Origin of the sequence: Candidatus Symbiopectobacterium sp. 'North America' (genome assembly GCF_015762685.1) — a bacterium.
Classification (GTDB): Bacteria; Pseudomonadota; Gammaproteobacteria; order Enterobacterales; family Enterobacteriaceae; genus Symbiopectobacterium.
This window is the reverse complement of sequence record NZ_PEHF01000088.1, coordinates 1-14,767: the sequence shown is the minus strand read 5'-3', so window position 1 is coordinate 14,767 and position 14,767 is coordinate 1. Positions and strand designations below refer to the sequence as shown.

The following is a 14,767-nucleotide window of genomic DNA, read 5'->3' as shown; positions in this document are numbered from 1 at the left end:
TTAAGCAAGCCCAACATCAATCGAAAATCAGTGTTGCAAAAACGGGGGTGACCATAGATTTTTTATGACAGCGCCTTCAGGAAGAAGACGCTGTCGGCATCGCTATTGCGTTTGTTCTGATGTGAATCAGGCGGCATCCCTCTCGCTCAACGCCAGTTCCACTTCCTGCGCCAGAATCGCAATGCCCTGTTCGATCTTCTCGGGTTCAGGCACATAGTTCATGCGTAAACACTGGTGAGCATGGGGCCAGTCTTCTGCCAAACCGGGGAATAAGTAGTGGCCGGGTACCATCAATACGCCGCGTTTTTTCAACCGTTGGTAGAGCGTTTTCGTTGAGATCGGCAGATCCTTGAACCACAGCCACAGAAAAATCGCCCCCTCCGGTTTATGGATTAGGCAACGTTCTGGTGATAGGTAGCGGAGGATCGTGGCGATGGTTTCCGTAACGCGCTGTTGATAAAACGGACGCACAACGTCGTTGGATAAACGCAGCAAATCGCCGCGCACAATCATTTCGTTCGCGATCGCAGGGCCGATAGAGCCCGGTGATAGGCTGACAATGCCGTTCATGTTGCTGATGGCAGAGATAACCTGTTAATTGCCAACGATGATGCCGCAACGCGACCCTGGCAGTCCGAGTTTGGACAGGCTCATGCAAAGAATAGTGTTGGCATTCCACAGCGGCGTGGCGTCGCTGAAGATGATCCCGGGGAAAGGTACGCCATAGGCGTTGTCGATCACCAACGGAATGCTGTGCTGCTGAGCCAGTTCGTCGAGATGAACCAGCTCTTCATCGGTTAACACGTTGCTGGTAGGGTTGGTCGGGCGTGATACACAAATCATCCCGATATCATCACCGATGGTTAAATTATCGAAATCGACGTGGTATTTGAATTGGCCTTCGGGCAGTAATTCGATCTGTGGGCGCACGGAAACAAACATCTCTTCATCCAACCCGGAATCGGCATAACCGATGTATTCAGGGGCGAGCGGGAACAGCACTTTGCGCGATGCTCCCCCTCATAACGGCCTGCAAACAGGTTGAACAGGTAAAAGAAGGCGCTTTGGCTGCCGTTGGTCAGAACAATGTTTTGCGGCCCAATATCCCAACCAAACGTCTGCTGAAGTAAGGCTGACAGGTTGGTGAGAAGCGTGTCTTTCTCTTGTGGGCCATCGTAATTGCACAATGCTTCGGTCAAGGTAACGGCACTCAACATCTCCTGGCACAGTTGCTGAAAGTAGGTATCCATTGCCGGGATGTGTGCGGGGTTGCCGCCGCCCAGCATGATAGCACCTGGCGTGCGTAACCCATCGTTCAGGTCATCCATCAATTGGGTGATGCCAACGTGGCGGGTGAATTTGTTGCCGAAAAGAGAAAAGTTCATCATGTATCGCTTAAAAGTAATGTCAACGTTAACAAAGAACATAGCGCTTGCCGCCGGTGGCTGCAATGGTAACCCACTTGTCGGCCGCTAACGGATGGTCTTTTGTTCGACAATGCGCTATACCCGCCATACTTCAAGTTGCAGATGCGTTGGCTGCGTTCTCTCACCCGAATCACTTACCTAAGTAAGCTCATCGGGATTCGTTCGCTTGCCGCCTTCCTGCAACTCGAATTATTTAGGGTATAAAGGGATACAATAATGGGTGATGCTACCGCGTTGCTGAAAAGTTTCAAATACAGAGACAAAAAATAACAGGTGTTAGATCTATATACAAAGGTGAAGTAAACTGCTGGAAATTAAAATACGCATTCTACTTACTCGTTCATTTAATATCGTACGGATACACTATCAAACCTCAGTTCATTAATAAGGACAATAAATGAAGATTGATAACTTCACTTTTATTTTTTTCTTATTTTTTATGGGGTTTTTATCTCAAGTCAACGCATTGGAAATGGGATGCCATGATGATAAGGACACTGATTTAACGCGGGTCATCTAGTGTTATCGTGAAGATTTGACGGCGATGCCGATGGATTATCATTACGAGGGTGATGATATTCAGGCTGACGTCAGAGTGAAGAAATACCGCATGATTTCTCAATCCTGGTCACCCGGCGGATTGGTGCAACCCGCGCAATGGCAACACAACGTTGATATCTATCTCCCTGCCCACCCGATTAAATCACTGCATGCGCTGATGGTTGTCAACAACGGCACCAATTACCTGAACGGTGTTATCAAAGCCAATGTGCATAACGAATTCAGCCCGGATATGCTGGCCTCTATTGCCCGCACAACCAAAGCGGGTGTTATCTCTGTAAGTAATATACCGAACCAATATCTTACTTACGGTGCGGATAATAAACCGTTGAAAGAGGATGATAATGTTGCACGAAGTTGGTCATTATTCATGGATAATCCGCCGCTAAGAACGCGGGCTTCCGTGCATATTCCTATGGCGACGGCGGTGTCACAGGCGATTAGAGTGGCGAAGCAAGAATTAAAAGCACAGGGTATTACTCGGTTTATTGTGACAGGCGCATCCAAATGGGGTTGGACATCCTGGTTGGCCTTTATTACTGATCCTGATGTCGATGCTGTAGTGCCGTATTGTTATCGACTTGCTGGATACGCGCACTGCGCTAACGCATATGTATCGCTCTTACGGTGGCAATTGGCCCATCGCTTTTTGTCCTTACTATCAGCAAGGTGTAGACAAAACCATCAATACCCCAGAATTTCAGGCGTTGATGAAAATTGAAGATCTAATGCAATATTTAGCTGCGGGCCAATCTGCACAATTCAATAAAGCAAAATATATCGTCAATGCCAGCGGTGATGATTTTTATGCGCCTGATGATGCACGTTTTTATTATGACGCGCTGCCGGGAGTGAAATCTCTGCGCGTGGTTCCCAATACCAACCATAACGGTATTTTAAAATACGTTGAACGCACGTTGATTACCTTTGTAAATCGGTTTCTTAAAAATAAGCCGTTGCCGCAACTCACTGCCACACTCAAAGACGATGCGCTGAGTGTCACTTTTTCTGAAAAACCTGTCACGGTGAAACGCTGGACGGCAAATAACCCTGAAGCACGGGATTTCCGCTATGCCTGTGATGTTCACTATCAGGGCACAACTGTGACGCTTCCTAGCAACGGGCCGGTAAACCTGGCGTTGAATTCACAGCATACTGGCTGGCAAGCGACCTTTGTGGAAGCTACGTTCAAGGACGGCTTTGTCGCGACCAGCCGGGTATACGTGACGCCTGATGATGTTTTCCCGACGGCGGCACCGCCAGTCAACGGTAACTTTTGCAAGACACTGCCTGGTCGTGGGCTCGGTGAAACAGCACCTTAAAAGGGTAATAAGCGCGCCAACAGAACCGGGTTGGCGCGCAACAGGCTATTTAAGCACCTGCGGGTTGACGCAGTTTTCTTTAACGTCGCCAGTGAGCGCTGCGATCAGATTATCAACCGCGCAGGCGGCCATGCCGTAACGCGTTTCGTGAGTGGCAGAACCGATATGCGGCAACGCAACGACATTGGGTAGCTTCAGCAGCGGGGAGTCAACCGGAAACGGTTCCTGAACGAACACATCCAGGCCGGCAGCATGGATAGTACAGTTGCTGAGGGCCTAGACTAATGCGGCCTCATCTACCACCGCACCGCGACTGATGTTGATCAGAATGGCGCTGGATTTCATTTTCGCCAGTTGTTCATGGCTGATCAGATGACGTGTTTCTTCGGTCAACGGCAGGGTAACGCAGAGAAAATCGGACTCTGCCAGTAAGGTATCCAAATCGCAGTAGCGTGCGTTAAAACGCGTTTCGGCTTCGGCATGATGGCGTAGCGCGTTGTACAACACTTCCATGCTGAAACCGAAATGGGCACGTTGCGCCACGGCCAGACCAATACGGCCCATACTAAGGATTCCGATTGTTTTATGGTGTACGTCAATACCGAAGCAGTCGCTGCCGCTTTTCCACTCGCCAGCTTTGACGCGTTCAGCCACTTCGACCACACGACGGGCGCTTGACAGGATCAATGCGAAAACGGTGTCCGCCACGGTTTCGGTCAATACCGTTGGCGTGTGCATGAGCGGAATGGCCTTTTCGGTTAATGCTTCAACGTCAAAGGTGTCGTAGCCGACGGAAATGGTCGATACTGCACGCAGACGCGGGGTCTGCGCCAGAAAGGCGCGATCGACTTTACCGCCGGAACCGATGATACCTTCAGCCTGCGTCAGCGCAGGGTGTCCCGCTGGGGGCAGCCCATCAAATTCGGTGACGGTAAAATGTTGTTCCAGGCGTTTGTACAAATCGGCGGGGATACTTTTGTACAAAATCACACTCGGTTTCATCACAACCTACGGAAGTTAAAGGAAAAAAAACCTCACTGCATCATCGCGTAGGCGGCTGGAGACTGCAAGTGCTCATCGAAAGTTAAATGAAATTGAGAAAAAAAAGATGCCTGAGCTGAAAAAAGTTATGATTTCCGCTCACTCGGTACGACATAGACGGAGCGTAATGGGCGTAAATACTTGGCTGGTCGAGCGGTTGCGTACTCGGATGGCGGAGCCGGATAAACTTCCCCTGTATGTAAAGTTCGCTGATGTGGTGCAACTGGCGGTGCAGAACAGGGAGATTCAGCGCGGAGATTTTCTTCCCAGCGAGCGTGATTTTGTTCTGGCGCTTGGGATTTCCCGCATCACGGTGCGCAAAGCGCTGGAACTGCTGGCCGAGCAGGAGATCGTGGTGCGCGGTCGCGGTTACGGCACCTACGTTAATCACCAACTTGAGTATCGCCTCAAACCGGCAATGGGTTTCTCTCAACAGGTGGTGGCAACAGGAAAAACGCCGGGCACGCTGTGGATCAGTAAAACGCGGGTTCCTTGTCGAGCGGAAATTGCAGAGCATTTGCAGCTCTCTGCGGGCTGCGACGTCTACCTTCTCAAACGCGTGCGTGACATTGACGGTGAGCCCGTCTCCGTTGAAGAGAACTATGTGCCCCTGCACCTGATTGCCGACGTCGAACAGATCGATATTTCACTCTATGCGTATTTCCGTAGCCAGGGCATTGCGCCTGTCAGAACCCGCAACTGGGTATCGGCGCAGTCGCCGTCACAGGAGTTTATCCAGTGTGTGAACACGCCAGCAACGCTACCGGTTTTGGTGGTGAAATCGCTGGCGTTTGATACCAATCAGCATCCGCTTGATTACAGCATCAACTACTGCCGTGCTGATATGTATGTCTTCTATTCAGAGGATTAGTATCTGCCTCAATCGGATGGATGTCATTATCACTCGCGCTGCTGTTTAAACCGCCATGCGACGCTGACGCAGCTGAGCTAACGCGGAACTGTAGACGTCGATGTCCAGCGCGTTGACCTCATCCAACTGCCGTTTGAAATCCGGATCAATGCTTTCGATACCGTGGAGTGCACCACAGATCGCCGTTGCCATGGCACCGATGGTATCAGTATCGCCACCCAGATTAGCGCACAGAATGGCACAGCGGTTCGGCTCGGTGTGCGCCAACTCCACCATCGCAATGGCGGCGGGCACGGATTGGATGATCTCCGTTCCAGTGCCAATCCGTTGATAAATTTGCTCTAACGCGGTGTCTTCGTCGGGTGCATTCTGCACGGTTTCCAATGCCAGTTGCAGACGCGCGGACAAGGCTGGACTGTAGGTGGTTACGCGTTTTTCCTGCGCGGCTTGTGTCACTGCGGGTAATGTCGCCCGAATATCCGACCAGCTTTTTTCCGCAATACCCTGAGATATCGCCCAGGCAATAACGGTAGCGCCAGCCACCGCAATGTCTGATTTATGAGTAGGGCTAGACGCGAGCGCCACGGCATCAATGAAATCGGATAATGGCATGGGTGGCAGCAGACAGCCTAGTGGAGAAACGCGCATCGCCGCACCATTGGTGATGCCGTTATTTTCCAGCGTGCTGATATCGGCACCCTGTTTGAGGGCAAAAAGCGCCGCTTTAGAACTGGGGCCGAGAATATTTTTCTCAAAGGCACCAAACTGTAGCGCCCAAGTGAGGATGTGGTTACCAATGACTTCAGGCACAACGTCACCCTCACATTCAATCAGTGCATCGGCAAGTGCCAGCGCCATGGAAGTGTCATCGGTGTATTGAGCTGCCGTGAAATAGCAGGCGGCGATATTATTCGCAGGACCCGGCAGAAAGCGATCTATCCACCCAAAATGCGCTTTGATGCGTGCTCGTGGCCACAGCTCCGATGGCATTCCCATCGCATCCCCTAGCATTTGCCCATATAACGCCCCGGCGATATGACTCTCTAATTTTGATGGCATAAGCTGTACTCTGATTGTTGTTATAAGTAACGCGGGTGGTGCATTGGTGGCACTAATCTAATACCATTGTCCGTGTCTTTGAACAAAAATCCTACGTAACAGGATACCATTCGTGTGTTCGAGTCGTGTGGTGTTGTTAACGCAATACGCTAGGATAGGTGCAGAATTGTTGCAGCATGAAATCTGACGAACAGACAATGTCATATTAAATATCAATCAGTTATAATGTTGATGTCGGGGTTAAACAGGGTGTAAACCAGGAGCAAACATGAATAATGCGAAAACAAAAGTGCCGGCTATCGATAAAATGATTTTGCTGCTTGATTATCTTTCAACACGGAATGTGGCAACCTTTACCGAAATACACAATACACAATGCATTATCCTTGCCGAAAAGCAGCCTCTCCCTGATGTTGTCATCGCTGGTTACGCACCGTCTGGTAAAATTCGAAAAAAACAAATATCACCTGGGTTTGAAAATGTATGAATATGGCAGTGCGGCCATTCAGAATTTTAACGTTAAATCTGTAGCTCACGCCCTGCTGTCCGACCTGGTGAACCAACTTAATTTGACATGTCATTTGGGCTTACTCGATGGCGATAGTCCGATCTACCTGGATAAAATAGAAAGTAATCAACTGATTAGCATAAAAAGCGTAGTGGGGGAAAAGTTGTCGCTACACAGTTCCGGGTTGAGTAAGGCGCTGATTTTTCAGTTAAGTGATGAAGAGTTGGATCGCTTGTTGCCGGAAGAGAATCTGGAAATTTTCACCCCGATGACCATTCCAACAAAAACCGCCCTGAAAAAAGAGCTGCAAGAGATCAGAAAAACAGGCTATGCCTTCGATCGTGAAGAAGGTGATCTGGGCATATTTTGTATTGCTATGCCTATATTCGACGGTCATCACGATATTATTGCTGGTGTGAGCGTCACGGGCGTCACTTTTCAAATTCCCGAAACACGGCATGAGGAAATCATTCATCAATTACGTGAAGCCTGCCAAAAAATCAGCCGCAAGCTCTATGAGTAAAAAATAAAAAAAGAGCGATGCCAGCAACGCTCTTTTTTTCTATCCAGACTAATTATTTATTGGCTGTCACTTTTGGCAGCGATAATGTCAGCAGTGCGGCAATAATCAGCGAAACGACCGCGTTAATACGCCCATTTTGCTGCCCAAATACAGCGAAATCAGGCCCACCAGGTAGGGACCACAGAATCCACCCAGACTAGACTCCCTATGGCTTTGATGGTGCCGCGGGCGCCACCTAACGCTTCCGTTTGGAACAGCTGGGTAGGCATTGACCAGTACGGGCCCGCCCACGCGTTCAGGAAGAAGCCGCCGCACACTAGCATGCCGTAGGAAAGCCAGACGTTTTCTTTCAACACCACAGAAAGGGCCAGTGAGATCGCAATGCCAAAGAATGACAGTGCGGTAAAGAGCCGACGGTTCATGGTGGCGTCGCACAGCTTGGCGAAAATATACTGGCCGATGATGGTAAAGATAAAGGGCACGGTGGTCAGTAAACCGACGACCGTCATGGTGGATTTGGTGAGCTCGCTGATAAGCGTGGGCATCCACAGTGAGAAACCGTAAAAGCCTGCTGACATAAAGAAGTAAATTGCCACCATGCGCCACAGGTTCAGGCTACGGTAAAGGTCTTTATAGTCACCTTTAGACAGCGCGCCTTGATTGCGTTTATTTTCTTCCGCATCGTTGCGCAGTTCGGTTTCAATCCACTCTCGTTCTTGCGCAGAAAGCCATTTGGCATCTTTCGGGTGATCGGCGACCAGCGGCAGCCAGATAAACAGCAGTGCCAGGGAGACCAGACCTTCAACGATAAACATCACGCGCCAGTCATAGTTCTGAATAAGCCAGCCGAAAATCGGGCTGGTGATGATCACGGCAATCGCCATGTTCATCTGGAAAAATGCAATGGCGCGCGCTTGCTCTTTATTAGGGAACCAGTGGCCGATCAACGCAAGAATGGCAGGATAAACCCCGCCTTCCGCTACGCCGAAGAAGAAGCGTACCGTCATCAGTTGCCAGGTGTTTTGTACCAAACCCGATACCATGGCCAGTCCACCCCAAAACACGATGGTCCAGGCGATAAATTTCTTGGCGCTGGCTTTTTCTGCAAAGTGGCCGCCAGGAATTTGCAAAAAGAGATAGCCGAAAAAGAAGATACCCGCAGCGGCTCCGGCGACCGAGGAAGTAATACCTAGATCTTTATCCATACCGCCGGCAATGGCGATCCCGATATTGGTGCGATCCATAAATGCGACGATATAAACTAATATGGTGGCAGGAATAATATGCCACCATCTGGCGTTGGGTATTGTTGCGTCAACCTGATTGTAAGCTACTGCTGGATTAGTATTTTCCATACTATAGACCTGCTATTATTATTAATTGGTAGGTACAGCGTGTATTCCCGTCATAATTAAAACGGCGTGCGTTATTCATTCCTTCCCTAGGCCTCACGGTGAGTGAGGCCATATTCCTACCACGCAAATTATTACGGGTGTAATGTCATCAATAATGACAATCTGGTTATTTCAAAACGGCACTCTCATGTGCCGAGCTGGCTAATTGTGAGTAAATGCCCAAAGTACCCTTGGTGAATTTACGTTTGGGCGCATGCCATTGTTGTAACCGCTGAGCGATTTCTTCATCGGTCAAATGGGCGTGTATCGTTTTGTTAGGAATATCAATAGTAATCACGTCGCCATCACGCAGTGCGGCAATGGGGCCGCCTTCCGCCACTTCTGGCGAAATATGACCAACAAAGCAGCCATTATTGGTGCCGGAGAAACGACCATCGGTAATGATGGCGGTGTTACTGGTCAGCCCCATGCCATACAGGTATTTCATCGCTTTGAACATTTCACGCATGCCGGGGCCGCCTTTGGGGCCTTCATAGCGAATAACCAGCACGTCGCCGGGTTTAATCTGTCCGGCAAGAATGGCTTCCTCGGCGGCATCTTCACTGTCAAAACAGACGGCTTTTCCGGTGAAATGGTGCATTTCAGGCAAAATGGCAGCCGGTTTGGTCACCCCGCTTTTCGGTGCAATATTGCCTTTGAGAATGGCGATCCCACCCTGAGGGGCAAAGGGCGTTTCCAGGGGTTTGATGATGTCACGGTTAGGCTGATACAGCAGGTTCATTGCCGCCAGGTTTTCTCCCACGGTTTGCCCGGTGACGGTGAGCGCGCCTTTTTCCAGCAAGCCACTAATTTCATGCATCACTTGTGGTATGCCGCCTGCACGATGGAAATCTTCCATATCGAACTTCGCCTCCGGATTCACCTTGACGATTTGCGGAGTGCTGTCGCTCAGTTCTTCATACAGATCCATCATGGTTTCAGCAGAGATATCAAGCTCATGTGCCAATGCGGAAAGGTGCAGAACGGCATTGGTGGAGCCACCGATTGCCATCAACACCCTAATGGCGTTTTTAATCGCATCGATGGTGATAATGTCGCGGGCGGTAACGTTGTTTTTCACCATGTTCATAATGGCAAAACCGGTGCTTTCACCCAGCCGCAGGCGTTCGGAATAAACCGCAGGCATCAGTGCGCCATTGGGTAATGTCATGCCGATGGCTTCCGACAGGCTACACATGGTGTTAGCCGTGCCGAGGAATGAGCAGGAACCGCAGGTGTTTTCTAGCCGATGGCAAACGTCTTCGGTGATTTTGCCTGCTTTCAGCATGCCCAACGATTCGGACATGGTAGTCAGGTCCGATTTGCGTCCGTCGAATACTTCTCCGCCCAGCATTGGGCCACCGGGCAGAATGATGGCGGGAATATTCAGGTGTGCTGCGGCCATCAGCATCGCGGGAACAATTTTGTCGCAAGAGCCGAGCATTACGATGGCATCCAACTGATAGGCTTCCACCATGATCTCGATATCGTTGGCGATCATATCCCGTGAAGGCAGGATGTAGTGCATACCCTTATGGCCCTGTGCCGTGCCGTCACAGGCGGCAATCAGGCCAAATTCCACGGCGGTGCCGCCCGCCATGTGGATACCTTTTTTCACCGATTCACCGACCTGACGCAGATTGAAATGGCCGGGCACCAGTTCATTCCAGGAGTTGGCGATACCAATGACAGGTCTTTTCAGATCTTCATCAGAATAACCGATGCTTTTAAATACGCTACGGTTAAAACCCCACTCAAGGCTTCCTAATATTTTTTGGCTTCGCATAATTAAAACCTCATATAATCATCAGTATTATTGTGCTTGCTTGGTGTTGGCGTTTTTTAAATCCAATGCAACATCGACAATCATGTCTTCCTGACCGCCGACCATTTTTCTTTTTCCGAGCTCCATTAATATATCCATGGTGCTGATGCCGTATTTTTGCGATGCACGTTCGGCGTGCAGCAAAAAGCTGGAATACACCCCGGCGAGTCCGAGCGATAAGGTTTCGCGATCGACGCGTACCGGACGGTGTTGCAACGGGCGCACCACATCGTCAGCACCGTTGATCAACGTGTCCAACTGACAACCGTGCTGCCAGCCCTGTTTTTCCAAGCAACCGATAAACACTTCGGTGGGCTTATTTCCCGCGCCGGCACCCATGCCCGCCAGGCTGGTATCTACCCGATCGCAGCCCTCTTCAATGGCGGTCAGTGAGTTGGCGATACTGACAGAAAGGTTGTTGTGTGCGTGCATGCCCGTCTGGGTATCGCTGTTCAGGGTGGCTTTCAGCGCACGGAAGCGATCGCGAATATCCTGCATCAGCATGGCACAGCTGGAATCCACGACGTAGATGCAGTTCGCGCCGTAGCTCTCCATTTTTTTCGCCTGTTCAGCCAGCTCCTGCGGAGTAATCATGTGGCTCATCATCAGAAAACCGACGGTGTCCATGCCGAGGTTGCGCGCGAATTCAATATGTTGCCGTGAAATATCTGCCTCGGTGCAGTGGGTGGCGACACGTACCACGCGTGCGCCTGCATCATAGGCGGCTTGTAAATCATGAATGGTGCCGACGCCGGGGATCAGCAAGGTGGCAATTTTACTGTGAGTGACAACCTCAGCGGCGGCGGCGATCATTTCGGTATCAGCGCAGCGGCTGAAACCATAGTTAAAACTTGATCCTGCCAGCCCGTCACCGTGGGCGATCTCAATGGAATCCACATGTGCCTTGTCCAGCACGCTGGCAATTTGTTGAACCTGCTGTTGCGTATACTGATGTTTTACGGAGTGGGAGCCGTCGCGTAATGTTACGTCCGATATGTAGATTTTTTTATTATTCATCATCATTCTCTTTTATCGCTGAGGATTAATTTTTCAGATTCTTGGCAAAATGATCGCCGCAGGCTAAAGCGGCGGAGGTCATAATATCCAGGTTGCCGGCATAAGCGGGTAAATAGTGGGCAGCCCCTTCTACTTCGATAAATACCGATGTTTTTAACCCTGTCGTGTATTTTTCCCCATCGATAAAAAGCGGATTGTCCTCATTGATAACATCAAATTGCACCGCCTGTTTCAGGCGATAGCCCGGCACATAGCGGCTGACTTTTTGCACCATGCTGTGAATGCTGGCCTCGATTTTTTCGGGTTAGACAGTGGCGGAATAGGTAAAGACGGTGTCACGCATCATGATAGGCGGTGACGCCGGGTTGAGAATAATGATGGCTTTTCCGGCGCGCGCCTTGCCGACGTTAATAATGGCGGCAGACGTGGTTTCGGTAAATTCGTCAATATTGGCACGGGTGCCAGGGCCCGCAGACTTGCTGGCGATACTGGCAACAATTTCGGCATAGTAAACGTCAGTGACCTGTGCCACCGCATTGACGATAGGAATGGTTGCCTGCCCGCCGCAGGTGACCATGTTGATGTTGGTCGCATCACTTTCCTGTTCCAGATTAATGGACGGGACCACATACGGGCCGATGGCTGCTGGAGTCAGGTCGATCACCTTTATGCCGAACGGTTGCAGCTTCTCGTTGTGTACCAGATGTGATTTGGCTGAAGTGGCGTCGAAAACGATTTTAATGTCCTGGAAATGGGGCAATGCCAGCAATCCGTCGATACCCTCGGCAGAAACCGGCACGCCCAGCCGCGCAGAGCGGGCCAAACCGTCTGAGGCAGGATCGATACCGATCATCGCTCCCATACTCCGGTATTGGCTGTTTTTCATTATTTTGAACATCAAGTCAGTGCCAATATTTCCTGAACCAATAATGGCGGCCTGGATCTTTTCACTTCCCATGGTTTATTTCTTTTCTTCATGTAATGGCAGAAGGTCTTTTAATTCCGCAATATGTTCCGGAGAAAGCCTATTTGTTTTATTGGCGCTGCCGTCAGGCGTATACATTCTCGTCATTGCTAACAGATGTTTGAGTAAATCAGGCAAGGGGGCGTTAATAGAAAAAAGTTGCGTCAGCCGCGATAATTCACGTCTCTGTTGAAATACCGCTGAATAGTTTTCTGCGCAAAAATGCTCATAGAGTTTAACGGTAACGTCTGGGGAGAAATTGGCACTCGCCGGAAAGCCGCCATCACCTTCTAATATCAGCGTGTCTAACAGGTATTCATCGTAACCGGCAAAAATCAGGAAGTCCGGGCGGTGAGGTTTAACCTGATTCATCAATTCCCGAATGTGGCTGATATTATTAATGGTATTTTTAATGCCGATGATCGACGGGAATTGCTGCGCCAAACGACGCACCATATCGGCAGAAATTGTGTACCCCGTCAGCTGCGGAAAGTTATAAATCATGATCGGCAGTGCGAGATTTTCCGCCACGGTTTGGTAAAAGCGAAAAAGGCTCTCTGCGCTGAGCGGTGCGTAATAAGGATTGATGACCAATATGGCATCCGCGCCACAGCGCGCTGCATGTTGCCCGAAATACAGGACATCGTCGTTGCAGGTGCCGCCGATACCGAGGATCACTGGCACGCGACCATTGATATGGTCAACCACAAATTCTGCGGTATCCTGACGGGTTTCCCGGCGCAGGGCACAAAATTCGCCGCATGTGCCCAGTGCCAGCACGCCGTGTACGCCAGCGTTAATCACCCGATCGAGCAACCTGCCCATTGCTTGCTTGTCGAGGTTCCCCTCAGCATCCGTCAACGTGGGAAGGGGAGGGATAACGCCCTTAATCCGATCTGTTTTTATTCTATTCACTATATTGAATAATGGTTCCATATAATAAACCACTCAAAGGGTGAGTGATTCAACCACAGAGTTGATGAAACGCGATCGTTATCACTAATTACGCGTGGAACAGAGAGTGGGTACGATGGCCTATTGGTAGGCAGGGCAGGTTATTGAGGGGGGTATAAGGCTAGCCTGACATCGTCAGGCCATTTTTTCCCATTGCATAATCTGCGCGGGGGCATTGGTTTCTGCGGGGAACGTACGTTTTACCGGAGAGAAACCCAGTTTCTGGTAAAAGGCACACGCGCGCAGGTTTTGTTCATACACTTCCAGACTCAGCGCGACGCCCACGCCTTTGCTATGCCAGCGATGATGGACAAACAGTGCGCCAACAAAACGTTGTTCCATCACGCTGATGAAACCGACGATCGCGCCTTCAACCTCATAAACCCAGGTTTCCGCGTTAGGGATATACAGTTCGCGCACCAGCGGTTCGCTTTCCTGCCAATAGGTTGGGTTGATGAACGGGTGCGATCGGGTAGTGCTTTCCAGCCACAGGGGGGAGAAGGAGGGCAAGATTCTCTGGCCGGTAGTCCCTAATCACGCGAGGCCTCTTGATAGCAGAAGCAGTCGGTTGTGTGATCATTGACCAAACCAGCGGCTTGCATAAAGGCGTAGCAGATGGTTGAGCCGATAAACTTGAAGCCGCGTTTTTTCAGTGCTTTCGACATGGCATCGGAAACGGCGGTTTTGGCGGGCACATCGGACAGCGTGGTGGGGCTGTTGACCAGCGGCGTATGGTTAACGAAAGACCAGATAAAATCGGAAAAAGACTCGCCCTGTGCTTCCATGTCACACCAGACGCGCGCGTTGGTGATAATGGCTTCAATTTTGCCGCGATGGCGGATAATGTCACTGTCTTGTAACAAGCGCTCGACGTCTTCCTGCGTCATGCTTGCCACCCGTTTCGGGTCAAACTGATGAAAGCTTGCCCAGTAGTTTTCCCGCTTTTTTAATACCGTTATCCATGACAAACCGGCCTGCTGTCCTTCAAGACAGAGCAGTTCGAACAGTTTGACGCTCTCTTTGCACGGTTTGCCCCATTCCATATCGTGATAATCGAGGTAAAGCGGGTCTTGGGTGACCCATGCGCATCGGTTCATGGTCGCGTTCCTGTTGCGTGTGGCGCTTCTGTAATAAGCGCAGGCTATTGCAGTTTCATCAAGTTGTCATTTCATCATGATGTTGCTAAAGATAAGCGCGGTCCAATTACGATCATGGCAAAATTTAACTGTATATGCAAGGGTCTTCCCCGATCATGGTGGGAGACTTATAACCCCATGTTTAACCTGCCGTAATGGAACATC

General features: G+C 50.3%; 12 protein-coding genes and 3 pseudogenes. 5 read left to right on the top strand and 10 right to left on the bottom strand.

Going from position 1 to position 14,767, the window contains the following annotated elements; all coding sequences use genetic code 11:
• Positions 1–126: 126 nt before the first annotated feature.
• Positions 127–1,385 (bottom strand): annotated as a pseudogene (locus CS369_RS19010) (valine--pyruvate transaminase).
• Between the two features lie 586 nt (positions 1,386–1,971).
• Here CS369_RS19010 and CS369_RS19005 point away from each other — a divergent pair.
• A complete protein-coding gene (locus CS369_RS19005) occupies positions 1,972–2,709 on the top strand; it encodes a PhoPQ-activated protein PqaA family protein (RefSeq protein ID WP_374191087.1) in 738 nt (245 codons plus the stop codon).
• Positions 2,600–3,310, top strand: coding sequence for a PhoPQ-activated protein PqaA family protein (locus tag CS369_RS19000; RefSeq protein WP_244665107.1), 711 nt, complete (start codon positions 2,600–2,602; stop codon positions 3,308–3,310). Before CS369_RS19005 ends, CS369_RS19000 begins: the two co-directional genes overlap by 110 nt.
• A 45-nt stretch (positions 3,311–3,355) precedes the next feature.
• Here CS369_RS19000 and ghrB read toward each other — a convergent pair.
• Positions 3,356–4,312 (bottom strand): annotated as a pseudogene (gene ghrB, locus CS369_RS18995) (glyoxylate/hydroxypyruvate reductase GhrB).
• 166 nt (positions 4,313–4,478) lie between these two features.
• On the opposite strand from ghrB, the gene CS369_RS18990 reads away from it, so the two are divergent.
• Complete coding sequence (locus tag CS369_RS18990) at positions 4,479–5,222, top strand: GntR family transcriptional regulator (RefSeq protein WP_196908287.1); 744 nt, start codon at positions 4,479–4,481, stop codon at positions 5,220–5,222.
• Positions 5,223–5,267: 45 nt separating this feature from the next.
• Here CS369_RS18990 and CS369_RS18985 read toward each other — a convergent pair whose 3' ends face one another.
• A complete protein-coding gene (locus tag CS369_RS18985) occupies positions 5,268–6,281 on the bottom strand; it encodes an ADP-ribosylglycohydrolase family protein (RefSeq protein WP_196908286.1) in 1,014 nt (337 codons plus the stop codon).
• Between the two features lie 268 nt (positions 6,282–6,549).
• Here CS369_RS18985 and CS369_RS18980 point away from each other — a divergent pair, with 268 nt between their 5' ends.
• On the top strand, positions 6,550–6,768 hold the full coding sequence (locus CS369_RS18980; protein WP_196908285.1) for a hypothetical protein: 219 nt from the start codon (positions 6,550–6,552) through the stop codon (positions 6,766–6,768).
• Positions 6,761–7,312 carry an IclR family transcriptional regulator gene (locus tag CS369_RS18975; protein WP_196908284.1) on the top strand — a complete coding sequence of 184 codons (552 nt, stop codon included), beginning with the start codon at positions 6,761–6,763 and terminating at the stop codon, positions 7,310–7,312. Before CS369_RS18980 ends, CS369_RS18975 begins: the two co-directional genes overlap by 8 nt.
• Before the next feature lie 158 nt (positions 7,313–7,470).
• Here the strand turns inward: CS369_RS18975 and CS369_RS18970 are convergent, their stop codons facing one another.
• From CS369_RS18970 to CS369_RS18940, 7 genes and pseudogenes are all read right to left on the bottom strand, one after another.
• The gene (locus CS369_RS18970; RefSeq protein WP_244665106.1) at positions 7,471–8,667 is read right to left on the bottom strand and encodes an MFS transporter; all 1,197 of its coding nucleotides are present in this window, start codon (positions 8,665–8,667) and stop codon (positions 7,471–7,473) included.
• 166 nt (positions 8,668–8,833) lie between these two features.
• Positions 8,834–10,492 carry a dihydroxy-acid dehydratase gene (ilvD, locus tag CS369_RS18965; RefSeq protein ID WP_196908283.1) on the bottom strand — a complete coding sequence of 553 codons (1,659 nt, stop codon included), beginning with the start codon at positions 10,490–10,492 and terminating at the stop codon, positions 8,834–8,836.
• A 27-nt stretch (positions 10,493–10,519) separates the two neighbouring features.
• Positions 10,520–11,548: a 4-hydroxy-2-oxovalerate aldolase gene (gene dmpG, locus CS369_RS18960; RefSeq protein ID WP_196908282.1), complete on the bottom strand. Its 1,029-nt coding sequence runs from the start codon at positions 11,546–11,548 to the stop codon at positions 10,520–10,522.
• A 25-nt stretch (positions 11,549–11,573) separates the two neighbouring features.
• Positions 11,574–12,506 (bottom strand): annotated as a pseudogene (locus CS369_RS18955) (acetaldehyde dehydrogenase (acetylating)).
• Positions 12,507–12,509: 3 nt separating this feature from the next.
• A complete protein-coding gene (locus tag CS369_RS18950) occupies positions 12,510–13,448 on the bottom strand; it encodes a dihydrodipicolinate synthase family protein (RefSeq protein ID WP_196908281.1) in 939 nt (312 codons plus the stop codon).
• A gap of 153 nt (positions 13,449–13,601) precedes the next feature.
• Complete coding sequence (locus tag CS369_RS18945) at positions 13,602–13,976, bottom strand: N-acetyltransferase (RefSeq protein WP_374191086.1); 375 nt, start codon at positions 13,974–13,976, stop codon at positions 13,602–13,604.
• Between the two features lie 20 nt (positions 13,977–13,996).
• On the bottom strand, positions 13,997–14,563 hold the full coding sequence (locus CS369_RS18940; protein WP_196908280.1) for a DNA-3-methyladenine glycosylase I: 567 nt from the start codon (positions 14,561–14,563) through the stop codon (positions 13,997–13,999).
• Positions 14,564–14,767 lie beyond the last annotated feature (204 nt).